This window comes from Streptomyces phaeofaciens, from assembly GCF_014648915.1.
Taxonomy (GTDB): domain Bacteria; phylum Actinomycetota; class Actinomycetes; order Streptomycetales; family Streptomycetaceae; genus Streptomyces; species Streptomyces phaeofaciens.
The window spans coordinates 1-23,221 of record NZ_BMSA01000013.1; the positions used below are offsets into that span (position 1 = coordinate 1).

At 72.5% G+C, this 23,221-nt stretch carries 18 protein-coding genes; 5 read left to right on the forward strand and 13 right to left on the reverse strand.

Going from position 1 to position 23,221, the window contains the following annotated elements; genetic code table 11:
• Positions 1–263 precede the first annotated feature (263 nt).
• Positions 264–1,271 carry a stage II sporulation protein M gene (locus IE275_RS21755; RefSeq protein WP_189713020.1) on the reverse strand — a complete coding sequence of 336 codons (1,008 nt, stop codon included), beginning with the start codon at positions 1,269–1,271 and terminating at the stop codon, positions 264–266.
• A 130-nt stretch (positions 1,272–1,401) separates the two neighbouring features.
• Between IE275_RS21755 and IE275_RS21760 the strand changes: the two genes are divergently transcribed.
• Positions 1,402–2,346 carry an RDD family protein gene (locus IE275_RS21760; RefSeq protein WP_189713021.1) on the forward strand — a complete coding sequence of 315 codons (945 nt, stop codon included), beginning with the start codon at positions 1,402–1,404 and terminating at the stop codon, positions 2,344–2,346.
• A 30-nt stretch (positions 2,347–2,376) separates the two neighbouring features.
• On the opposite strand, the gene IE275_RS21765 is transcribed toward IE275_RS21760, so the two are convergent.
• From IE275_RS21765 to IE275_RS21805, 9 genes are all read right to left on the reverse strand, one after another.
• Complete coding sequence (locus IE275_RS21765) at positions 2,377–2,991, reverse strand: hypothetical protein (RefSeq protein ID WP_189713022.1); 615 nt, start codon at positions 2,989–2,991, stop codon at positions 2,377–2,379.
• Between the two features lie 144 nt (positions 2,992–3,135).
• Positions 3,136–4,593, reverse strand: a complete 1,458-nt coding sequence (ahcY, locus tag IE275_RS21770) for an adenosylhomocysteinase (protein ID WP_189713023.1) — start codon at positions 4,591–4,593, stop codon at positions 3,136–3,138.
• 327 nt (positions 4,594–4,920) lie between these two features.
• Positions 4,921–5,901 (reverse strand): cation diffusion facilitator family transporter, encoded by a 981-nt coding sequence (locus tag IE275_RS21775; protein WP_189713024.1) that lies wholly within the window; start codon positions 5,899–5,901, stop codon positions 4,921–4,923.
• Between the two features lie 125 nt (positions 5,902–6,026).
• A complete protein-coding gene (gene manA / locus IE275_RS21780) occupies positions 6,027–7,178 on the reverse strand; it encodes a mannose-6-phosphate isomerase, class I (protein ID WP_189713025.1) in 1,152 nt (383 codons plus the stop codon).
• A 148-nt stretch (positions 7,179–7,326) separates the two neighbouring features.
• Positions 7,327–8,460, reverse strand: a complete 1,134-nt coding sequence (locus IE275_RS21785) for an SIS domain-containing protein (RefSeq protein WP_189713026.1) — start codon at positions 8,458–8,460, stop codon at positions 7,327–7,329.
• 219 nt (positions 8,461–8,679) lie between these two features.
• Positions 8,680–8,853 (reverse strand): Trm112 family protein, encoded by a 174-nt coding sequence (locus IE275_RS21790; RefSeq protein WP_189713027.1) that lies wholly within the window; start codon positions 8,851–8,853, stop codon positions 8,680–8,682.
• Between the two features lie 245 nt (positions 8,854–9,098).
• Positions 9,099–10,472, reverse strand: a complete 1,374-nt coding sequence (locus tag IE275_RS21795) for a phosphomannomutase/phosphoglucomutase (RefSeq protein WP_189713028.1) — start codon at positions 10,470–10,472, stop codon at positions 9,099–9,101.
• Between the two features lie 127 nt (positions 10,473–10,599).
• Positions 10,600–12,216 carry an L-lactate permease gene (locus tag IE275_RS21800; protein WP_189713238.1) on the reverse strand — a complete coding sequence of 539 codons (1,617 nt, stop codon included), beginning with the start codon at positions 12,214–12,216 and terminating at the stop codon, positions 10,600–10,602.
• A gap of 156 nt (positions 12,217–12,372) precedes the next feature.
• On the reverse strand, positions 12,373–12,795 hold the full coding sequence (locus IE275_RS21805) for a DUF3499 domain-containing protein (protein ID WP_187826098.1): 423 nt from the start codon (positions 12,793–12,795) through the stop codon (positions 12,373–12,375).
• Positions 12,796–13,099: 304 nt separating this feature from the next.
• Here IE275_RS21805 and IE275_RS21810 point away from each other — a divergent pair, with 304 nt between their 5' ends.
• Entirely contained in the window at positions 13,100–13,549 is a 450-nt protein-coding gene (locus tag IE275_RS21810; RefSeq protein ID WP_189713239.1) for a metallopeptidase family protein, read from the forward strand.
• Between the two features lie 40 nt (positions 13,550–13,589).
• Here IE275_RS21810 and IE275_RS21815 read toward each other — a convergent pair whose 3' ends face one another.
• The 3 genes from IE275_RS21815 to IE275_RS21825 form a co-directional block, all read right to left on the reverse strand.
• Positions 13,590–15,173 (reverse strand): DUF5719 family protein, encoded by a 1,584-nt coding sequence (locus tag IE275_RS21815; protein ID WP_189713029.1) that lies wholly within the window; start codon positions 15,171–15,173, stop codon positions 13,590–13,592.
• A complete protein-coding gene (locus IE275_RS21820; protein WP_189713030.1) occupies positions 15,170–18,913 on the reverse strand; it encodes a glycosyltransferase family 2 protein in 3,744 nt (1,247 codons plus the stop codon). The genes IE275_RS21815 and IE275_RS21820 overlap by 4 nt, the downstream gene beginning before the upstream one ends.
• 173 nt (positions 18,914–19,086) lie before the next feature.
• Positions 19,087–19,350 (reverse strand): WhiB family transcriptional regulator, encoded by a 264-nt coding sequence (locus tag IE275_RS21825; protein ID WP_030792866.1) that lies wholly within the window; start codon positions 19,348–19,350, stop codon positions 19,087–19,089.
• 720 nt (positions 19,351–20,070) lie between these two features.
• Here IE275_RS21825 and IE275_RS21830 point away from each other — a divergent pair.
• The 3 genes from IE275_RS21830 to IE275_RS21840 all read left to right on the forward strand — a co-directional run bounded on the left by IE275_RS21830 (position 20,071) and on the right by IE275_RS21840 (position 23,037).
• Positions 20,071–20,625 carry a cysteine dioxygenase gene (locus IE275_RS21830; RefSeq protein WP_189713031.1) on the forward strand — a complete coding sequence of 185 codons (555 nt, stop codon included), beginning with the start codon at positions 20,071–20,073 and terminating at the stop codon, positions 20,623–20,625.
• 151 nt (positions 20,626–20,776) lie between these two features.
• Entirely contained in the window at positions 20,777–21,736 is a 960-nt protein-coding gene (cofD, locus tag IE275_RS21835; protein ID WP_189713032.1) for a 2-phospho-L-lactate transferase, read from the forward strand.
• Positions 21,733–23,037 carry a coenzyme F420-0:L-glutamate ligase gene (locus IE275_RS21840; RefSeq protein WP_189713033.1) on the forward strand — a complete coding sequence of 435 codons (1,305 nt, stop codon included), beginning with the start codon at positions 21,733–21,735 and terminating at the stop codon, positions 23,035–23,037. The genes cofD and IE275_RS21840 overlap by 4 nt, the downstream gene beginning before the upstream one ends.
• Positions 23,038–23,221 lie beyond the last annotated feature (184 nt).

Here is a 23,221-nt window from a genome sequence, read left to right on the forward strand (position 1 = left end):
GTTCCCGCTTTTGTTTCGCGGTTTCCTTTCCGGCGGTTCCGACTTTATCAGAAGTTTCGTGCCGGTCTGACCGGCGATTCGTTTCCGATTCATCGGGGCTTCTGCGGAATCAACATTCCGAGATGCCGATAGTTTCTCACGGCTGCCGACCGGATGACATCCAGTTCCAGGCAACTGTTCGAATCTACCTCCTCACGCGCTCCGTGTCAACGGCTCTTGTGGGGCGAAGAGGAGACTAGCAGCTCAAGAGCGGCATCCGCACATCAGGCGGCCGTCGGCACCGTGGCGCTTCGTTCGGTGGCTTCGAGGTCCCCGGTGTCCCCGGCACGAGCGGCTCTGCCGCCGAGGACATAGACGTACGCGAGGAAGGCCAGCTCGGCTGCGATGCCGATGGCGATCCGGGCCCAGGTGGGCAGGCCGGAAGGGGTGACGAAGCCTTCGATGGCGCCGGAGACGAAGAGGACCAGGGCCAGGCCGATCGCCATGGCCACCGCGGCGCGTCCTTCTTCGGCGAGTGCGGTGCGTCGGGAGCGGGGGCCGGGGTCGATGAGGGTCCAGCCGAGGCGGAGTCCGGTGCCGGCGGCGACGAATACCGCGGTGAGTTCGAGCAGGCCGTGCGGAAGAACCAGGCCGAGGAACGTGTCGAGTCTCCCGGCCGAGGACATGAGGCCGATTCCGACGCCGAGGTTGAGCATGTTCTGGAAGAGGATCCAGAGGACCGGAAGGCCGAGGAAGACGCCGAAGACCAGGCACATCGCGGCGGCCTGCGCGTTGTTCGTCCAGACCTGGGCGGCGAACGAGGCGGCCGGGTGGCTCGAGTAGTACGTCTCGTACTGGCCGCCGGGCCGGGTGAGCTCGCGGAGTTCGTCGGGGGCCGCTATGGAGGCCTGTACTTCCGGGTGGGTGCCGATCCACCAGCCCAGGAGGGCGGCGACGACGGTGGAGAGGAGCGCGGTGGGGACCCACCAGTGGCGCGACCGGTAGACCGCGGCCGGAAAGCCCTGGGTGAGGAAGCGCGTCACGTCACGCCACGAGGCGCGGCGGGTTCCTGTCACGGCACTGCGCGCGCGTGCCACGAGTTGGCTCAGTCGACCCGTGAGTTGTGGGTCGGGGGCGCTGGTCTGGATGAGGGAGAGATGGGTCGCCGTGCGCTGGTAGAGGGTGACGAGTTCGTCCGTCTCCGCGCCGGTGAGGCTGCGCTGGCGCCGTAGGAGGGCGTCGAGGCGGTCCCATTCGGCTCGGTGGGCGGAGACGAAGACGTCGAGGTCCATCGGTTTGCCTGCTCCTCGGCTGTTCGTCGGCGGCCGGTGCTGGTGTCAGCTTGTCCTACTGGGGGCGCGAAGTGCCCTCAGCTTGGCAGACTGGCGGTTCTCGAGGCAGGTCAGGGAAGGGGCGACGGGTGTGAGTGAGCTGGTGACGGGTGAGGCCGTGGCGTTGGAGCTGCGGCCCGCCAGGCTGCCCAGCCGGGGGCTGGCCACGTTGCTGGACCTGACGGTCGCCTTGGTGGCCTACCTGGTCGTGAGCCTCGCCCTGCTGGCGGCGACGGCGTCCTTGGACGAGGCGGCACAGATGGCGGTGTCGATCGCCACGTTCCTGCTGGTGCTGGTGGGCGGGCCGATCGCGGTGGAGACGCTGAGCCACGGGCGGTCGCTCGGGAAGATGGCGTGCGGGTTGCGGGTGGTGCGGGACGACGGGGGGCCGATCCGGTTCCGGCACGCGCTGGTGCGGGGGGCGCTGGGCGTGGTGGAGATTCTGCTGACGCTCGGGGTGGTGGCGTGCATCGCCTCGCTCGTGTCGGCGCGGGGTCGGCGGCTCGGTGATGTCTTCGCGGGGACGCTGGTGGTGCGCGAGCGGGTGCCCGCGGCGCGGTCCGGGTTCGTTCCGCCGCCTCCGCCCTGGTTGGCGGGGCGGTTCCAGGGACTGGATCTGTCGGCGGTGCCGGACGGGCTGTGGTTGGCGGTCCGGCAGTACCTGGGGCGGATGAGCCAGTTGGATCCTCAGGTCGGCCGGGCGATGGCGGAGCGGCTGGCCGGTGATCTGGCGGAGCGTACGGGTGCGCCCGTGCCTCCGGGGGTGCCGCCGGCGGCGTACCTCGCGGCGGTGTTGCAGGAACGGCAGGTCCGGGAGGCGCGGCGGGCCTTTGCGGGTGGTCCGGTCACGGGTGGGACGGCCGCTGGTGCGCCGGGCGTGCCGTACGGCGTGTACGGGCCTTCGGCGCCCGCGCCGTATGGCCCGGCTGGCCCGGCTGCTCCGTACCGTGCGCCGGCGTCGGCTCCTCACCGTCCCGCTGCGGCGCAGGATCAGGCTGAGGGAACGGCGGCCACGGGGTTCGTGCCTCCGGCCTAGGGCGCACGGGCGGCTCGGTCGGGGGCGTGGTCAGGTGAAGGTCGACGGGGGTGTTTCGAGGTCGTCGAGTTCGATGCCGGGGGCCGCGAGGACGACGTCGCCGGCGATGTGGACGCTGTGCTGTTCCCCTGTGTCGAGGGCTGTGACCTGGTATTCGTCCACGGTCAGGGGGCCGTTGTCAGTGGCGTGTGCTTCGCTTTTCAGCAGGGACCAGGACTGGTCCACGGTGCGCGGGGCGAGGACCGGGTCGGTGAAGGCCACGAGGCGTACGCGGGTCGCCGCGGAGGAGGGGGTGAGGCGCAAAAGGCGGGTGGTGGCGATGAGGAACGCGGGCGAGGTGCCGGTGAAGGCGTGGGCGGGGACGTTGCCTTCGGTGGCCTCGGTGCCGGTGGGGTCGGTGCGGACCCAGGTGACGCCGTCCAGGGCGGCGCCGCGGACCTGCCAGCTGCTCGCGTGGAGTTCGAGGCGGATGGGGCGGCCGAGCTCGTCGAGGGTGAGGTCGACGGAGCCGCTGTGATCGCCGGTGGGGGTGGTCAGCTGGGAGACATAGCGCCAGCCGGAGGGGCCGGGGGCGCACTGGAAGTGCTCGTGGGCGAGGGGGGTGTGATCGTGCGGATCGTGGAGCGAATAGCGGCCGCGGGGCATGGGGGGTCCTGGGGTGTGACGGGCGGGTCGGGCGCCGCGGCGGTCGGCCGGGGAGCCGAACGGGCCGAAGGGGCAGGCCCCCGACACGGGGGTGCGGGGGCCTGCCTCTGAGGTACTGCGAGGTACCGCTGCTACGGCTGTGGCTCAGTAGCGGTAGTGGTCCGACTTGTAGGGACCGTCGACCTCGACGCCGATGTAGGCGGCCTGCTCGGGGCGGAGGGTCGTCAGCTTGACGCCGAGGGCGTCCAGGTGGAGGCGGGCGACCTTCTCGTCCAGGTGCTTGGGCAGGGTGTAGACGCCGGTCGGGTACTCGTCGGGCTTGGTGAACAGCTCGATCTGGGCCAGGGTCTGGTCCGCGAAGGAGTTGGACATCACGAACGACGGGTGGCCGGTGGCGTTGCCCAGGTTCAGCAGGCGGCCTTCGGAGAGGACGATGAGGACCTTGCCGTCGGGGAAGGTCCAGGTGTGGACCTGCGGCTTGACCTCGTCCTTGACGATGCCGGGGATCTTGGCGAGGCCGGCCATGTCGATCTCGTTGTCGAAGTGGCCGATGTTGCCGACGATGGCCTGGTGCTTCATCTTGGCCATGTCGGCGGCCATGATGATGTCCTTGTTGCCGGTCGTGGTGATGAAGATGTCGGCCTTGTCGATGACCTCGTCGAGGGTCGTGACCTGGTAGCCGTCCATCGCGGCCTGGAGGGCGCAGATGGGGTCGATCTCGGTGACGATGACGCGGGCGCCCTGGCCGCGCAGGGATTCGGCGCAGCCCTTGCCGACGTCGCCGTAGCCGAAGACGACGGCGGTCTTGCCGCCGATGAGGACGTCGGTGGCGCGGTTGATGCCGTCGATGAGGGAGTGGCGGCAGCCGTACTTGTTGTCGAACTTCGACTTGGTGACCGCGTCGTTGACGTTGATCGCCGGGAAGAGGAGTTCGCCGTCGCGCTGCATCTCGTACAGGCGGTGGACGCCCGTCGTGGTCTCCTCGGTGACGCCGCGGATCTCGGACGCCAGCTGGGTCCACTTCTGGGAGCCGTCGGTGATGGTGCGGTGGAGGAGCTCGAGGATGACCCGGTGCTCTTCGTTCTCGGCGGTGTCGACCGAGGGGACCTTGCCGTCCTTCTCGTACTGGACGCCCTTGTGGACGAGGAGGGTGGCGTCACCGCCGTCGTCGAGGATCATGTTCGGGCCGCCGGTGGGGCTGTTCGGCCAGGTCAGCGCCTGCTCCGTGCACCACCAGTACTCCTCCAGCGTCTCGCCCTTCCAGGCGAAGACGGGGACGCCCTGGGGGTCCTCGGGGGTGCCGTTCGGGCCGACGGCGATGGCGGCGGCCGCGTGGTCCTGGGTGGAGAAGATGTTGCAGGAGACCCAGCGGACCTCGGCGCCGAGGGCGACCAGGGTCTCGATCAGGACGGCGGTCTGCACGGTCATGTGCAGGGAGCCCATGATCCGGGCGCCGGCCAGCGGCTGGGTGGCGGCGAATTCCTTGCGGATCGACATCAGGCCGGGCATCTCGTGCTCGGCCAGGGTGATCTCCTTGCGGCCGAAGGCGGCCAGGGAGAGGTCGGCGACCTTGAAGTCCTGTCGGTTGTCGACAGTCGTCATGGTGAGCTGCTCCTCGGAGGTTGGGGCGAGGTGTGGGTACGGCTGGTCTGCGCGGCGGCGGACACAGGGGTGCCCTCGGAGGGACACAGGCATGCCCGCGTACGCGCAGCGCAGTCCGTCGGAGGCCCTCTCTCCCTCGGACGGCCCGTGTGGGACCGCCCGACCGCCATCAGCAGCGACGTCTGGCTCCGCTCCAAGCTACACCGGAGGCGGCGGGCGGCCCCAGTCCGCCGCCGATCAGATCGCGCCGATCACGGACGGTGAGGGGGAACGGCCGACGGGGCCCGCCGGTGGTTCGGCGGGCCCCGTCGGGGAGTGAGGTGCGGGTCAGTGGTCGGCGGAGGGCTGGGCCGGTCCGCCGGGGGTGGCGTCGGGGTCGGCGCCCTTGGCCGCCTCGGTCTCGCTGTAGATGTCGGGCTCGAGGTAGATGACGCGGGCGATGGGGACGGCCTGGCGGATGCGGGCCTCGGCGGCGTTGATGGCGGTGGCGACGTCGGTGGCGGAGTCGTCGTGCCGGACGGCGATCTTGGCGGCGACGAGGAGTTCCTCGGGGCCGAGGTGGAGGGTGCGCATGTGGATGATGCGGGGGACGGTGTCGCCGTCGACGAGGGCGGCCTCGATCTTCTGGACGTCGTCCGGGCCGGCGGCCTCGCCGAGCAGGAGGGACTTGGTCTCCGCGGCGAGGACGAGGGCGATGAGGACGAGGAGGACACCGATGCAGACGGTGCCGATGCCGTCCCAGACGCCGTCGCCGGTGAGGAGGGCCAGGCCGACGCCGCCGAGGGCGAGGATCAGGCCGACGAGGGCGCCGAGGTCCTCCAGGAGGACGACGGGCAGTTCGGGTGCCTTGGCGCGGCGGACGAACTCCGTCCAGGAGAGGGTGCCGCGCAGCGGGTTGGACTCCTTGATGGCCGTGCGGAAGGAGAAGCTCTCGGCGATGATCGCGAAGACGAGGACGCCGACCGGCCAGTACCAGTGCTCGATCTCGTGCGGGTGCTTGATCTTCTCGTAGCCCTCGTAGATGGCGAACATGCCGCCGACGGAGAAGAGGACGATGGAGACGAGGAAGGCGTAGATGTAGCGCTCGCGGCCGTAGCCGAAGGGGTGCTGGGGGGTGGCCTCGCGTTGGGCCTTCTTGCCGCCGACCAGGAGGAGTGCCTGGTTGCCGGAGTCGGCGAGGGAGTGCACGCCTTCGGCGAGCATCGACGACGAGCCGCTGAAGGCGAACGCCACGAACTTCGATACCGCGATCGCGAGGTTGGCACCGAGTGCCGCCACGATCGCCCTGGTGCCGCCTGACGCGCTCATGTGTCCGCGTTGTCCCTTCGCCTTCGAACCGCCGGTTCGCCGTGCGGGTCTTTGCCCTGCCTTTGCCGGTGGGTCATTCTTGCAGCCCGCTGCGGCGATGGTGTGTCAGGTGTCCCCAGGCCCGGTCAGATGATCACAGTGGCCCGGAAGAGCGTGCCGGCTCCGGACACCTGCGTGTGCTCGCCGGCCGGGACGAAGACCGATTGTCCGGGCGCCAGTTCGTGTTCCCCGGCCCGTACCGTGCCCGCCGTGCAGAGCAGGATCTGCGGGGTGGGGCGGGTCAGGTCGTGGGTGCCGCCGCCCTCGGGGAGGACGTAGCGGGAGAGGCGGAACTCGTCGATCGGGGTCTCGTAGACCTCTTCGCCGTCCGGGGAGGCTTCCGGGCGCAGGATGCCGGGGTCGCCCGGTTCGAAGCGGACGACGCGCAGGAGTTCGGGAACGTCGACGTGCTTGGGGGTGAGGCCGCAGCGCAGGACGTTGTCGGAGTTGGCCATGATCTCGACGCCGAGGCCGTCGAGGTAGGCGTGCGGGATACCGGCGCCGAGGAACAGGGCCTCGCCGGGCTGGAGCCGGACGTGGTTGAGCAGCATGGCGGCGATGACGCCGGGGTCGCCGGGGTAGTGGTGGGCGATGCCGGCGTACGGGGCGTAGTCGCCGCCGAGGCGGTCGCAGGCGGCCGCGGCGGCCGTGACGGTGTGGGCCATCTCCTGGGGGTCGGCGCTGAGGACGGCGGTGAGGACCTCGCGCAGGGCCGCCTCCTCGGGGTGGGCGTGCAGGAGGTCGACGTACGGCTTGAGGGAGTCGACGCCGAGGCCGTCGAGGAGGCCGGCGGCCTGGAGGGGGTCGCGGAAGCCGCAGAGGCCGTCGAACTCGGTGAGGGCGCAGATGAGTTCGGGCTTGTGGTTGGCGTCCTTGTAGTTGCGGTGCGGGGCGTCGACCGGGATGCCGCGGCGCTCCTCGTCCTCGTAACCCTCCTTGGCCTGGGTGAGGTCGGGGTGGACCTGGAGGGAGAGGGGGGCGCCGGCGGCGAGGATCTTGAGGAGGAAGGGGAGGCGGGGGCCGAACTTGGCGACCGCTTCCGCGCCGAGTTCGGTGCGCGGGTCGGTCTCGATGACCTCGACGAGGGTGCCCCGGGTGGTGCGTGAGGGTGCGCCGGGGTGGGCGCCCATCCACATCTCCGCCTGCGGTTCGCCGGTCGGCTCGGTGCCGAGGAGGTGCGCGATCGCGGTGGGGGAACCCCAGGCGTAGGGGCGGATGGTGTTGTCGAGGCGGTCCATCGGTGCTGTGCCTGCCTGTCTTGTCCGTCGTGCCTTGTCTGGTCTTGCTCGGTCCTGCCCGGCCTGGCCTGGGGTGGTTCTTGTCTGGTCTGTCTGGTCTGTCTGGTCTGTCTGTCTTCGGCGTCGGCTTTCGGTCCCTGGACCTGGATCAGGTCTGTGAAGCCAGTGCCAGGTACACGGCGGCGAAATCGGTGGTGGCGATCAGTTCGGCGAGGGTGACGAGGTCGTCGCCGTCCTCGGGTTCGAGTTCGCTGATCGGGGTGTCGTGGCTGAGGACCAGCTCGCGGGCGGCGGGGGCGGCGGTGAGGCCGCCGATCGGGCGGTCGCGGAGCAGCACCACGCGCGCGTGCAGGGCGGGCGCTTCCTCGACGCGGTCGCGGAAGAAGTCGTCCGGGTCGGCGCTGGCGGCGAGGGGGCCGGCGAGCAGGGCGTTGTGTTCGGCCAGCGCCTCGGGGAGTTCGGCGACGATGGCGGGGCGGCCGGCGAGTTCGGCGAGGGCGGCGGCGAAGCGGCGGCCGGCCGGGCCCGCGGAGGTGCCCTCGGTCCAGATCACCGGAAGGGAGTCGGCGAGTTCGGCGGCGAGGGTCTTCGCCGGGTTGCTGTAGGTCGCGATGGCGGGGCCGCAGCGTTCGGCGACCTGGTCGAGGCGGTCGGCGACCTTCTCCAGCGCGTCCGCCGGGGCGGACAGGAGCGCGATGCGGTCGAGGAGCGCGAGCAGGGGGGTGAGCAGGGCCCACAGGACGCCGGGGGCGGAGGCCGCGACGGGGGGCTGCTCGTCGTGTTCGTACGGCGCTGTCGCGAGCGGTACGAAGAGGCCGTGCGCGGCTTCGGCGGCCTCGGTGAGGGGGGTGCGGGCCGGGGCCACGGCGGCGACGGTGCAGCCTCGGCGGTAGGCCTGTTCGGCGAGGAGGGAGAGGCCGGGTTCGGTGCCGTCCGGGGTGGCGATGAGCAGGAGGTCCACGGAGCCCGCCCAGCCGGGGAGTTCCCAGCGCAGGGCGCCCGCGGCGGGGGCCACGCCGGTGGGGGCGAGGCGGATGACCGGGCAGGCGGCGCCGGCGAGGGTGCCGAGGAGGTCGGCGACGCAGGTGGCGGCGGCGCCGGGGCCCGCGATGAGGATCGCGCGCGGGCGGCCGTCCGGCTTGAGGTCGTGGACACCGGCCTCGGCGGCGAGGCGGGCGGCGGTGCGGACGCGGGCGCCGGCTTCGGCCGCGCCGCGCAGGAGGGCTCGGTGGTCGGCCTCGGCAAGGGCGTCCGGCGTGTCGAGCAACGAGTCGTCGAGCATGGCGGCAGTCTCCGATCGCCGGGGTGGAGTGCGGTTGGCGGGGACGGGGTGGGGGCCGGGGCGGGTGCCGGTGGCCCCGGGGGGCCGAAGACGGCGGCGCCCGGTGCCCTGACCGCCCGGTGCCTCGTGGCCGGCCCGCGGGTGGCCGGTGGCTTCCGGTTTCTCGCTCGTCCGCGACGGCGCTGGCCGCCGCGGCGGGTGGAGCCGTCGGCGCGGGTGTTACGCGGGGCGGCGGGCCTCGTCGACGAGGAGGACGGGGATGCCGTCGCGGACGGGGTACGCGAGGCCGCAGTCCTGGCCGCCCGTGCAGATCAGCTCGGCGTCCTGCTCCTTGAGCGGGGCGTGGCAGGCCGGGCAGGCGAGGATCTCCAGGAGACCGGCTTCGAGCGGCATGGGATGTCCCTTCGGGGTGGGCGGTCGCGGGGTGTGCGGTGCGGGAGATCCGGCTGTGCGGGGGTGTGTGGATCTGCCTGGTCAGCGTACCGCTGGTGGGGGTGGGGCGTGGGGGTTGGGCGTGGAGGGGCGGGAGGGGGAGCCCGTACGTCGGGCCGTGGTCCCGTGACCCCTGCGCCAGGCTCAGCCCGCAGCCCCGCCCCCGCCGCCGGCGGTCTCCCCCGGCCGCCGGCCGACGGTGGCCGTCATGCCCTGATGATGGCCAGTGCCTCGTCCCTGATCTTGGTCATCGTGGGTTCGTCGCGGGCCTCGGCGTTCAGGCGCAGCAGGGGTTCGGTGTTGGAGGGGCGGACGTTGAACCACCAGTCGGTGGAGGTGACGGTGAGGCCGTCGAGTTCGTCGAGGGTGACGTCGGGGCGGTCGCCGTACGCGGCCTTGATCGCGGCGATGCGGTCGGCCTGGTCGGCGACGGTGGAGTTGATCTCGCCGGAGCCGGTGTAGCGGTCGTACGCGGAGACCAGGGCGGAGAGGGGGCCTTCCTGGCCGCCGAGGGCGGCGAGGACGTGGAGGGCGGCCAGCATGCCCGTGTCGGCGTTCCAGAAGTCCTTGAAGTAGTAGTGGGCGGAGTGCTCGCCGCCGAAGATCGCGCCGGAGCGGGCCATCTCGGCCTTGATGAAGGAGTGGCCGACGCGGGTGCGGACGGGGGTGCCGCCGTTCTCCCGGACGACCTCGGGGACGGTCCAGGAGGTGATCAGGTTGTGGATGATCGTGCCGGAGCCGCCGTGCCGGGCCAGTTCGCGGGCGGCGACCAGCGCCGTGATGGCGGACGGGGGGACCGGGTCGCCGTTCTCGTCGACGACGAAGCAGCGGTCGGCGTCGCCGTCGAAGGCGAGGCCGAGGTCGGCGGACTCCTCGCGGACGCGCTTTTGGAGGTCCACGAGGTTGGCCGGGTCCAGCGGGTTGGCCTCGTGGTTGGGGAACGTGCCGTCGAGCTCGAAGTACATCGGGACGAGGGTCAGGGGGAGGCCCTCGAAGACCGTGGGGACCGTGTGGCCGCCCATGCCGTTGCCCGCGTCGACCACGACCTTCAGGGGGCGGATGGAGGTCAGGTCGACGAGCGAGCGCAGGTGTGCCGCGTAGTCCTTCAACGTGTCGGTCCGGGTGGTGGTTCCCGGTACGGCGGCGGCTTCGGGGGCGCCCGGCGCGCCCGCCCGCGTCCAGCGTTCCACCAGTTCGCGGATCTCGGTGAGGCCGGTGTCCTGGCCGACGGGGGCCGCGCCCGCGCGGCACAGCTTGATGCCGTTGTACTGGGCCGGGTTGTGCGAGGCCGTGAACATGGCGCCGGGCAGGTTCAGGGCGCCGGAGGCGTAGTACAGCTGGTCCGTGGAGCACAGGCCGATCTCCGTGACGTCCACGCCCAGGGCGGCCGCCCCGCGCGCGAAGGCGCCGGACAGGCCGGGCGAGGAGGGGCGCATGTCGTGGCCGACGACGATCGCGTCGGCGGCGGTGACCTGGGCGAAGGCCGCCCCGAACAGCTCGGCCAGCGGCTCGTCCCACTGGTCCGGGACCACTCCGCGCACGTCGTACGCCTTCACGATCTGCGACAGATCTACAGCCACGGGCCGACCTTCCTGAAAGTCCTGTTGAGTCGCCACAAACTACCCGGAACGGTTCAGCCGCCGCTGTGGGTCCGCCGAGTGGACCCACAGAAGTAACCTGCGCGCAGTCAAGGGGCGGGGCGTCGCTCTACGGCAGGGTCCAGTCCAGGAGGGGTGAACTCTGGCCGACCACGATCAGACACATGGCCAGCAGCAGGCCCAGGCTCCAGGGCAGCACCTTGCGCAGCAGGTCGCCCTCACGGCCGGCGAGGCCGACGGCGGCGCAGGCGATGGTGAGGTTCTGCGGCGAGATCATCTTGCCGAGGACGCCGCCCGAGGTGTTGGCGGCGGCGAGCAGTTCGGGGGACAGGCCCGATTCGCGGGCGGCGGTGACCTGGAGGGCGCCGAAGAGGGCGTTGGCCGAGGTGTCGGAGCCGGTGACCGCGACGCCGAACCATCCCAGGACGGGTGACAGGAAGGCCAGTCCCGGACCGGCCGCCGCCACGAAGTGGCCGATGGTGGCGGCCTGTCCGGAGAGGTTCATGACGTAGGCGAGGGCCAGGAGGGACGTCACGGTGAGCATCGCGAACCGCAGCTCGCGGACGGTCGACACCCATTCCCGCAGGGCCACGCGCGCGTGGACGCCGAGCACGGCCGCGGTGGCGGCACCGGCCAGCAGGACGAGGGTGCCGCCGGTGGAGAGGACCGGCCAGGTGAAGACGTTCCCGCCGGCCGGTGCTCCGTCCGGGCCGACGACGTCGAGGAAGGGCCAGTCCACGGTCCGGGTCGCGCGGGCCAGCCGGTCCTTGACCGCCGGGATCTGGGCGACGGAGAAGATCACGACGATCAGGGCGTAGGGGGCGTAGGCGCGGACGATCTCCGGGCGCGGGTCGGGCTCGTCCAGTTCCTCGCTGCGCGCGCCGGTCAGCACGTGCACGCGTACCGCTTGCGTGGCGGGCACGCGCGTGTGCGGTACGGCGACCAGGGCGGCGGCGCCCGCCAGGGAGGCTGCGATGTCGGCGAGTTGCGCCGAGAAGTGGTTGGCGGCGACGAACTGGGCGGCAGCGAAGGCGGTTCCGCAGGCCAGGGCGGGCACCCAGGTCTCGCGCAGACCGCGCCGGCCGTCCACCAGAACGACCAGGACGAGGGGGACGACGAGGGCGAGCAGCGGGGTCTGACGGCCCACCACGGAGGCGACCGAGTCCAGGGGCAGACCGGTGACCTGGGCCAGGGTGACGACGGGGGTGCCCATGGCGCCGAAGGCGACGGGCGCGGTGTTGGCGACGAGGGCGACGAAGGCCGCGCGGACGGGGTCGAAGCCGAGGGCGACGAGCATGACCGCGCAGATCGCGACGGGGGCGCCGAATCCGGCGAGCGCCTCGAGGAGCGCGCCGAAGCAGAAGGCGACCACGAGGGCCTGGATGCGCGGGTCGTCGGAGAGGCGGCCGAAGGAGCGGCGCAGGACGTCGAAGTGCCGGGTGTGGACGGTCATCCGGTACACCCACAGGGCGTTGACGACGATCCACAGGATGGGGAAGAGGCCGAACGCGGCTCCCTGGGCGGCGCCGGAGAGCGTCTGGCCCACCGGCATGCCGTAGGCGAGCCAGGCGACGAGGGCGGCCGCCAGAAGGCCCGTCAGGCCCGCGACATGGGCTTTGACGCGGGCGACGCCGAGGAGGACCAGGACGATCACGAGGGGCAGGGCCGCGACGAGGGCGGACAGGCCGAGCGAGCCGGCGACGGGTCGTAGCTCCTGGACGTACACGGGCGCCCCCGGGTCCATCGTTTTCCGGCATACGGAAAGCGATCATACCGAAAGCAATCGGATCAAAAGGGATTTCTCGCTCGACCGGGCCAGATGGTCGTGTCCGCGAGGGCGTCGCGCCGACGGGTGTGCTGCGGACCGTGTGGCGAAGGGGCGTCAGTTGTCCGGCGAGCGCAGGACCCGCAGGTGCCCTCGGCGGGCCACCTCCATCGGGTCCGCCCCGCGTCCGCCGCCGCCGGCTCCGGCCGCGCGCTCCTGGGGGCGGGCCGCCTCACGGACGGCGTTGGCAAGCGCTTCCAGGTCGTCGCCGCTGGGCCGGGCCGGAGCCGAGCCGTCGAGGAGCCGGACGACCTCCCAGCCGCGCGGGGCGGTGAGGCGCTCGGAGTGCTCGGCGCACAGGTCGTAGCAGTGGGGTTCGGCGTAGGTGGCGAGCGGGCCGAGGACCGCGGTCGAGTCGGCGTAGACGTACGTCAGCGTCGCGACGGCGGGTCGGCCGCAGGCAGTTCGCGAACAGCGACGTACAGGGCTCACGACGTTGGACGGTACCGCACTCTTGAGCGGGCCGCGACGACTCTCCACCAGGTCACTCCACCGTGTCGTGTTGTGAAACGCCCCACGCGCCTCTCCAGTCATACCCCGCTGACCTGCGCGAACACCAGTCATTAACGCGAGGAGGACATCGACCCGTGGTCACCGTCCCGTACAAACCTCATCAATTGCCATGAGTTCACCGGTCTCGGAGGGATACGGAATCGAGCCCAACCTTGGCTGGAATGGTCATCCCGCGACATGCGGCGTGTGAGGGGACGCGGTGGGGCGGGGCGGCCGGGACGGGGCATGAAGCCGGGCGGCGGGCCGTGGCGGGGTCTACGCTTCAGTAGTGATGGACAACCCCGTACCGCCCCGTGCCGCAGGCCCCGGGCCCCGTCGTCGCGATCGCCACGGCCGGGGCATGCGGGGGCCGATCGCGCCGCCCCAGGTGCCGTTGGCCGCCAGCCGCGCCGAGGTGTTCGCCGATCTGGTGCAGGACTCCGTGGAGCGCCTGGAGCGGCGGTGGCCGCAGCTCGCCGAGATCGACTTCATGGTGCTGGAGGTGCCGCGGCCGGCCGCGGCCGGGGAGCCGTGGAACGACGAGGCGGTGCCGCTCGGCGGGACGATCCCCGCGCGGGAGGGGCGGCAGGCGCGGGTCGTCGTCTACCGGCGGCCGGTCGAGATCCGCACCAAGGGGCGGGACGAACGGGCCGCGCTGGTCCACGAGATCGTCGTGGAGCAGGTGGCGGAGCTGCTGGGGCTGACCCCGGAGACGGTGGATCCCCGCTACGGCGAGGACTGACCACCACCCCCCTTACGAGTGACCTCGTGACCCTTTCGAGCTACTTCTGGAGGACCGCCACGTCCTCGTCGGCCTGCGGCACGGCCACCGTGCCCCGGTCGTCCGGCAGGGTCTGGATCGTGAAGCCCGGGACACCGTCCTCGGTGACCGCCAGGGTGCGGGAGGCGTAGACCGGGGTGTCGGTGAGGGGTTCCACGGTGAGGGCGTAGGTGCCCTTCAGACCGTCGGGGACGGGCAGTTCGACGTCCTGGGTGGTGCCCTTCTTGATCGTGTACGTCTTGGAGACGGCCTTGCCGCCCTCGCTGCCCGCGGAGGCGGTGACCTTCACCTTGGCGGTCCCCTGGGGGGCCGTCAGGGAGAGGGTGGTGCCCTTGGCGGAGTTGCCGACGGCGGACGCGCGCGTGCCGACCGGGGCCGCGGCCGGGATGAACGCCGACTCCTGGTCGGTGCCCTTGCCGCGCAGCACGCGGACGGCCGCGACGACCGGCGCGGACCGGTCCCCCGGCGTCAGGACCAGGGAGCCCGCCTCCCCGCGCGTGACGTCGCCGAGGTCCACGGCGGTCGACATGCCGCCCTTGATGTGCAGCGTCTCGTGGCCGGCGGGGGTGATCAGGCCGGTGGGGGAGGCGAGTTGGACCTTCACGTCCGCGTCGGCCTCACCGGGCACGAAGGCGACCAGGCGGACGGCCGTGGCGTCCTTGGGGATGCCGGGGATCACCAGGCTGCCGGCCGGGTCGGTGGAGGCGGCCAGCCAGTCACCGCCCAGCTTGTCGTCCAGGGCCTGTACGGCGGCGCCGACGCGGCCGCTGCGGATGTTCACATGGACGGTGACGTCGTCCTGCTTCTCGTCGGTGAGCGTGGAGAGCAGGACCGGCTCGCCGGAGTGCGGCGGGACGGTGATGCCCTCCCCCACCGTGGTCTGGAGGGCGCCGTCCTTGCCGTACAGCTCGATGTCGGCGACGGCGGCGGAGTCGTCCGGGTTGGTGAGGTGGACGTAGTCGGTGCGGTCGGCGGCCGTGCTGGCGCCCGGGAACCAGAACTCCGTGTCGGCCGGGGTGCAGGTGAAGCCCTGGAGGCCACGGCCGCTGCCGGCGGCGACCTCGGTGGTCTCCTGGACCGTCCACCCGGGCGCGAACTTCCCCTCGGCGGTGCCCACCAGCGCGGGCGCCTCGCCGCCCGAGGTGTCCCCGGTGGCCGGAGTGCCGGGCGCCTTGGGCGTCAGGACGGGCTTCTCGGTCTTCTTCTTGCCGTCCTTGTCGTCCTTGCCGTTCTTGTCGCTCTTGTCGCTCTTGTCGCTCTTCTCCGTGTCGTCGTCCTTGGCGTCGCTCTCGTCGCTCTCGGCGTCGTCCGTCGTGTCCGCCGACTCCTGGGTGGCGGCCACCAGTTCGGCCGTGCCGTCGCTGCTCGTGCCCTTGGTGACGGGCGTGAACGACGTGTACGCCGTCTCCGCGAGGTCGGAGGTGCTGGGCGCCGGGCACACCAGGCTCGTGCGCTCCACGGGCAGTTCGGCGGCCGCCTTGGCGGTGTCCGCGGCGGGGGGCGCGGGCTCGTTGAGCGTGGCGAACCCGGTGACGGCGGCGAGCGCGGCCGTGCCGGCGATCAGGGACAGGGTGGTGCGGTTCACTGCTGGCTCCCGTCGGGGCGCTCGCTGCCGGTGCCGTGGGGGTGCTCGGCCTGCTGGGCCGGGTCGTAGGCGGGGTCGTAGCCCTGGTTGCCGTAGCCCTGGTCGTAGCCGTAGCCCGGGTCGTAGGGCGCCTGCTGGGCCTGGCCGTCGTAGGCGTACGGGTCGTACTGGCCGGCCTGGTAGGGGTCGTAGGACTGCTGGTCGTAGCCGCCCGCCGGGTACTGCTGTTCGGCGCCCTGGTACTGCTCGTTCCGGTAGCCGCCGTACTCGGCGCCCGCGTAGTCCGCCTGGTCCCTCCCCCAGTCCGGAACCTGCTCGCCCGGGGGGACCCCCATGTCGTAGGACTGCTGCTGCGGGAGGGAGATCGGGGTCTCGCTCCCGTCCGGTGCGGTGGCGGGGGGCGGGAAGCCGTCGTCGTGGACGGACACCCCGGGTTCCCCGGCCGCCTCGGTCTCCTCGGCCTCCTCGGCCTGGGCGCGCAGGCGGCGGGCGCGGCGGCCCTCGCCGTCCACGGCCTGGGCGGGGACCGTCTCCTCCTCGGGCAGGTCGTCGTCGACGTCGCGGCGGCGGCCGGGGAGGGCGAGGACGACGAGGACGAGGGCGAGGAAGCCCTGGGCCCACAGCCAGGCGGTGTGGGTGAACGGGTCGTCGTAGGTGACGTCCAGCTTCCCGCCGGAGGCGGGGAGTTCGAAGCCCTGGGCCCAGCCGTCGACGCTGGTGCGGGTGAGCGCCTTGCCGTCCAGGGTGGCGGTCCAGCCGTCGGCGGCGGCGTCGGCCAGGCGCAGGATCCGGCCGTCGGTGCCGTCCGGGATCGTGGTGTGGATCTCGACGGGGCCCGCGGCGACCGGGATCGGGGTGCCCTCGCGGTCGGCGGCGATGATCGCCGCGCGGGAGACCTCCTGGTCGAGCCGCCACAGGGCGCTGCCGTCCTTCTGGCTGAGCCTGCTCAGGCCGGGCGTGGCGTCCAGGACGCGCGTGACCTCACGGGGCGCGCCCTTGTGGACGAGGACGTAGCGCACGGCGAACTTGCCGAGTTCGTCGCTCTGGTCGGCGCCGGAGCCGGCGACCAGGTTGGCGACGACCTTGTCGAGGGCGGCGTTCTCGCCGTCGGCGGCGGCGAGTTCGGCGTCGCCGAGGCGGGCGCCGGAGCCGCGGACCAGCATGTAGCCGACGTGGGCGGCGGAGTCGCTGTCGAGGACGAGGGTGCGGGCCTGGTCGCGGGTGCCGGCCTCCTCGGCGACGAACGCGGGCACCTGGACGGGGTCGCGCCGCTCCAGGGGACCGTCGGCGCCGCCGATCATCCAGCCGGCGGCCAGGAGCAGCGGGCCGGCGGCGGAGGCGAAGGCGATGAGGGCGGCGACCGGCTGGCGCCAGCCGAAGCTCTGTTCGGCGACCCGCGCGCGTGCGCCGTCGGCGCCGATGACGGCGCCGGCCAGGAGTGCGATGCCGTAGACGAGGGTGGCGGGGCCGGCCCAGGTGGAGGCGTTGGACAGGACCGCGAAGACGAGGCCCACCAGGGCGACCGCCCAGGCCGTCCAGATTCCGGACTGACGCTGGCCGCGCAGCAGGGCGGCCAGCGCGGCCAGGACGATGCCGATGAGCATCAGTCCGTCGACCGTGCCGGGTCCGCCGGGGCTGGCGGCGAGCAGGTCGAGCGCGGAGGCGGTGGAGGCGCCGTGGTCCAGGCCGGCCTGGGTGAAGAAGCCGGTCGGCAGCAGGGTCAGCGACCAGGGCGCGAGGATCAGCAGGGGGGTGCCCAGCTGGGCCAGGAAGCGCAGGCCGTAGGCGGCGATCTCGGTGCGGCGCACGGCCACGACGGCGAGGCCGAGGACGAGCGCGATGGGCCAGACGATCGGGGTGAAGGCGGTGGTGATCGTCAGCAGCAGCGCGTACGCCCAGGTGGCGCGCCAGCTGCCGCGGGCGCCGGAGCGGTTCGCCAGGCCGCTCGCGGCGATGCCCGCGCGGGCGATGAGCGGCAGCAGAACGGCGAGTACGGCGGTGCCGACGCGGCCGCCGGCGAGGGCGCCGGTGGCGGCGGGCAGGAACGCGTAGGCGACGGCGCCCCAGGCGCGCAGGAGTCGGGACTCCACCAGGGGGCGGGAGGCGAAGTAGGCGGCGACGCCGGCCAGCGGCACCGAGCAGACCAGCAGCACGGTGAGGGCGAGACCGGTCGAGCCGAGCAGCAGGGTGGCCAGGGCGGCGATGATCGCGAGGTAGGGCGGGGCGGACGGGGTGCCGCCCGCGCCGACCGGGTGCCAGGCGTCGAGGTAGCGCGACCACAGTTCGGAGGCGTCGGCCGGGGCGGGCAGCAGGGCGCCGCCCGCGAGCGCGCCGCCGCCGAGGAGGTTGCGGCAGGCGACGAGGGAGACGAACAGCAGCACCAGGAAGAGCACGGGGCCGGGCTTGCGGGCGATGCGCTTGAGGCGGGCGAACTGCTCGATCTGCAGGAAATCGGCGTCGTCGCCGCCGGGCCCGGACTCGATGCCGCCGCCGTGGCGGCCCGCGCCGCCGGGCGTCTCGGCGTCGTTGGCGCCGAAGAGGTTGCCGGCGACCTGTTCGACGGTGGCCCGCACGGTCGCGCCGGGCGGCGGGAACAGGGGCCGCAGTTCGTCCTTCTCGACGACCGGCCTGCCGCGGTTGCGGCGCCCGGCGATGATCCGCTCCGGCCGCAGCAGGGTGCCCAGCAGACCGCGGATCTCGTCGACGGCCTGGCCGGGCACCTTGCCGACGAGGTAGGCGAGGGTGCGCATCAGGGTGCCGAGGACCAGGCGCAGCAGGATCCACGGCAGCAGGGCCGTACGGCTGTTGACCAGGAGGGTGTAGACCGCGCCGGCCTTGTCGACCTTGTGCGGGGAGGCCGTGGTGCGGCCCGCGCAGTCGACGGCGCGGCGCTCGCGGGAGGCGGCCTCGGCGTGCCGTACGACGGCGTCGGGGGCGATGAGGACGCGGTGTCCCGCGGCCGTGGCGCGCCAGCACAGGTCGACGTCGTCGCGCATCAGGGGCAGCCGGCGGTCGAAGCCGCCGAGTTCCTCGAAGACGTCGCGGCGGACGAGCATGCCGGCGGTGGACACGGACAGCACGGGCCGGACGTGGTCGTGCTGGCCCTGGTCCTGTTCGCGGCGGTCCAGGCCGGTCCAGCGGCGGCCGGAGTGGGCGATGGTGACGCCGACCTCGAGGAGCTGCCGGCGGTCGTACCAGCCGCGCAGCTTGGGTCCGACGACGGCGACGTCGTCACGGCCCAGTTCGAGTTCGTTGTCCACGACGCGCAGCAGTTCGGCCAGCGCGTCCGGTTCGGGGGCGCAGTCGTCGTGCAGCAGCCACAGCCACTGGATCGGCTCGCCGTGCGGCAGCTCGGGCAGGTCGTAGGTGTCGTCGCGCCAGGAGCGCGTGACGGGGTCCCAGCCGCTGGGCCGCTTCAGGTAGGGCAGTTCCTCGGGGGTGAGGACCGGCGCCGTGCGGTTGGCCTCCTCGACGGCCTGGCCGAAGCCGGTGCGCCGGGCGAGGTGCAGTACGCGGTCGTCGCCGAGGGCGTCGGTGACCAGTTGCGCGGAGTGGTCCGAGCTGCCGGTGTCGGCGGCCATCACGGACTGGACGGGGCGCTCCTGGCCGAGCAGCCCGGCGAGCGCGTCGGGCAGCCAGCGGGCACCGTCGTGGGCGACGAGGACCGCGGTCACGACATGACGCGGGAACTCAGGTGTGGCAGCGTCGCGGTGGGCTGCCGTGTGGCTGTGCACGGACATCGAGGTACGGGCCCCGGTTCGGTGGACTGTGGTGGACGCCTGCGCCCTGTGGGGGCGTCGGGGTGTCTCGGACGAGCGCCCACACTATCGGCTGGGCATGACCAAGGCCCGCCGCCTGTGGACAACCCACCTGCGACGGGCCGTTCGCCGCGTCCTGTGTCCGTGCAAAGGCCTCAGACGGCCGCCTTCTTCAGCCGGCGGCGCTCCCGCTCGGACAGACCGCCCCAGATGCCGAAGCGCTCGTCGTTGGCGAGCGCGTATTCGAGGCACTCGGAGCGGACCTCGCAGGCGAGACAGACCTTCTTGGCCTCGCGCGTGGAGCCGCCCTTCTCGGGGAAGAAGGACTCGGGATCGGTCTGGGCGCACAGCGCGCGCTCCTGCCAGCCGAGTTCCTCGCCCGCGTCGTCGACCAGCAGTTGCTGCACCAGCTCGGTCATGTGCGCCCCTCGCTCTGTCTTTCGCGTCCCCGTGACGTGGCCGTTACCGATTGCGGCTGAACGACACGAGTGAAATTACAAGTGTGCTGCTCCGGGCGAGTCAAGCCGAGATCTGCTATTGGGCCCCTTATTCACTCTGCGGAACCAAGGCCATGCGTTAAGTGTTCAAATCGCCATAAACCTTGACACGCAGACGCGACCCCGGTGGACCCCGGCCCCACACAGCGGTTCGTACGGGGGAAGACGTCCAAAGGGTCGATCTCGTTGCGGCACGCGCGCGGAAGCGAACCTGATCACAGTCGGATCACGGGATCATCAGGAAGCTTGCGCGCCCGGCATGTGCCGCATGTGTCCCGGTCCGCGAATGAACAAACCTTTCGTCTCGGAGATGAACCGGATGAGGTGAACCATGTCCCACATACCGGGCGTCGAGTTGACAGTGAAGGTGTGAACCGGTGTCCTTGTGGGCATGCTCGCGAACTCGGCACTCACCTCGACCCGCTCCGCCGGGTCCCACGGTGCTGCCCGTGCTCGCTGTAGCTGTTGTTGCTGTTCCAGCTGTTGAGCCCAACGCGCTCCGGCTGCCTCCGAGTCCACCGCGACCCGGCTGCCGTTTCCCCCTTGGCCCGCACCAGGGCGCCTCTGTTCCACCCGCGATCCGGGCGGACGGTCCGTGAAACCCCAGCCCCCCACTTCTTCCGCCGAGGAACCACGCACCCCATGAACAGCGACAGCGACCTCCAGATCGCCGGCGACATCCTCGAAGTACCGCACCTCCTCCAGGCGCCGCGCGAGCACCCGGTCACCGTGGCCGAGTTCGTCGGCCTGGCCCGTTCCCTGGCCGCCGACCGCGGCCGGTGGGAACACCTCGTCCGTTACGACGCCGCCAGCCGCTGGTACCACCGGCTGAGCACCGGTCCGGGCTACGAGGTGTGGCTGCTGTCCTGGGTGCCCGGGCAGGGCAGCGGGCTGCACGACCACGGCCTGTCCTCCGGTGTGCTGACCGTCCTGGACGGCGAGCTGACCGAGCGCACCGAGCGGGGCGAGCGGGTCCTGGGGGCGGGCGCGCAGCGGGTGTTCGCGCCGGGGTACGTCCACGAGGTCGTCAACGACGCGCTGGAGCCGGCGGTGAGCCTGCACGTGTACTTCCCGGGGCTGACCGAGATGCCGATGCACGACCGGTCCCCGGTCGGCGCGGCCGCGGGGACCCCGGGGACCCCCATGGCCTGCGCGGCCCGTGACACGCACGACGAGCTGGACACCGTCGGCGCGTAGCGAGGAGGGGGCGCCTGCGGCCGCTTCGGGCCCCGGGCGGCGGTGACGTGTTCGGGCGGGTGACTCGTACGGGTGGCGGGGATGTACACAGACGGCCGCTTGCCCACAACCGCCCGGTGAGGTGTCGTCGCGGCCTGCGAGACTGGCTCCCATGCGCATTGTGGTTCTTGCAGGCGGTATCGGCGGTGCCCGGTTCCTGCGCGGTCTGAAGCGGGCCGTGCCGGACGCGGACATCACGGTCATCGGCAACACCGGTGACGACATCCATCTCTTCGGGCTGAAGGTCTGCCCCGACCTCGACACGGTGATGTACACGCTCGGCGGCGGCATCAACGAGGAGCAGGGCTGGGGCCGGGCCGACGAGACCTTCCATCTGAAGGAGGAGCTCGCGGCGTACGGCGTCGGACCCGAGTGGTTCGGGCTGGGCGACCGGGACTTCGCCACGCACATCGTGCGGACCCAGATGATCGGCGCCGGGTATCCGCTGAGCGCGGTGACCGAGGCGCTGTGCGACCGGTGGAAGCCCGGGGTGCGGCTGATCCCGATGAGCGACGACCGGGTCGAGACGCATGTCGCCGTCGAGCTGGACGGCGAACGCAGGGTGATCCACTTCCAGGAGTACTGGGTGCGGCTGCGGGCGTCGGTGCCGGCGGAGGCGATCGTGCCGGTCGGAGCCGAGCAGGCCAAGCCCGCGCCGGGGGTGCTGGAGGCGATCGCGGAGGCGGATGTCGTGCTGTTCCCGCCGTCGAACCCGGTCGTCTCCGTCGGCACGATCCTCGCCGTGCCCGGCATCCGCGAGGCGATCGCCGAGGCCGGGGTGCCGGTGGTGGGCCTCTCCCCCATCGTCGGCGACGCGCCGGTGCGCGGGATGGCCGACAAGGTGCTGGCGGCGGTGGGCGTGGAGTCGACGGCCGCTGCGGTGGCCGAGCACTACGGCTCGGGGCTGCTCGACGGCTGGCTCGTGGACACCGTGGACGCGGGGTCGGTGGAGCGGGTCGAGGCGGCGGGGATCCGCTGCCGGGCCGTACCGCTGATGATGAGCGATCCGGACGCGACCGCGCGGATGGCCCGCGAGGCGCTGGCGCTGGCGGAGGAGGTGCGCGGGGCATGAGCGTGGAGACCGGTTACCGGGTCTGGGCCGTGGCCGGGCTGCCGGAGGTGCAGGGCGGGGACGACCTCGCCAAGCTGATCGCCGCCGCCGAGCCGTCACTCGCCGACGGAGACGTGCTGCTGGTCACGTCGAAGATCGTGTCCAAGGCGGAGGGGCGGATCGTCACGGCCGGCGACCGGGAGGCCGCGATCGACGCCGAGACCGTACGGGTCGTGGCGCGGCGCGGGGCGCTGCGGATCGTCGAGAACCGGCAGGGGCTGGTGATGGCGGCGGCGGGCGTGGACGCCTCCAACACCCCGTCCGGGACCGTGCTGTTGCTGCCCGAGGACCCGGACGCGTCCGCGCGGACCATCCGGGACGGGCTGCGGGACGCGCTCGGGGTGGACGTCGGGGTCGTCGTCACCGACACCTCCGGCCGGCCCTGGCGCGCCGGGCTCACGGACGTCGCGATCGGCGCCGCGGGCGTGCGGGTCCTGGACGATCTGCGCGGCGGCACGGACGCGCACGGCAACCCGCTGAGCGCGACGGTCGTGGCGACGGCGGACGAACTGGCGGCCGCCGGTGACCTGGTGAAGGGGAAGGCGGCCGGGCTGCCCGTCGCCGTGGTGCGCGGACTGGCGCATGTGGTGGCGGAGGGCGACGGGGACGGCGCTCGGGCCATGGTGCGCGGCGCGCGCGACGACATGTTCCGGCTCGGGACGTCGGAGGCGGTGCGGCTGGCGGTCACCCAGCGGCGGACCGTGCGGGCCTTCACCGACGAGCCGGTCGATCCCGGTGCGGTACGGCGGGCGGTGGCCGCGGCCGTGACGGCACCGGCACCGCACCACACGACGCCGTGGCGGTTCGTGCTGCTGGAGTCGGCGGAGTCCCGGGCCGGGCTCCTGGACGCGATGCGGGACGCGTGGATCGCGGATCTGCGGCGGGACGGAAAGTCCGAGGAGTCGATCGCCAAGCGGGTGCGGCGCGGGGACGTGCTGCGGAACGCGCCGTATCTGGTGGTGCCGTGTCTCGTCATGGACGGCTCGCACCACTACGGGGACGCGCGGCGGGACGGGGCCGAGCGGGAGATGTTCGTGGTCGCGGCCGGGGCGGGCGTGCAGAACTTCCTGGTCGCGCTGGCCGGGGAGCGGCTGGGCTCCGCGTGGGTGTCGTCGACGATGTTCTGCCGGGACGTGGTGCGGGACGTGCTGGGGCTGCCGAAGGGGTGGGATCCGATGGGAGCGGTGGCTGTCGGACACGCGGCGGAGGAGCCGAGGACCCGGCCCGAGCGGGAAGTGGAGGCCTTTGTCGAGGTGCGGTGAGGCGAGGTGAGGTGAGGTGAGTGTGGCGGTGAGGTGCGCGTCGCCGTGCGGTGAGCTGCGCGGTGCGGTGAGCTGCGCGTGGCGGCCTGAGCCCCGTGGGCCGCAGGAGGTGTCGGGCGTGGTGGCGGGTTTTCGGCCTACCCTCGTAGGGCCCCTTCCGGACGTGAGGGACACCCCGACCCTT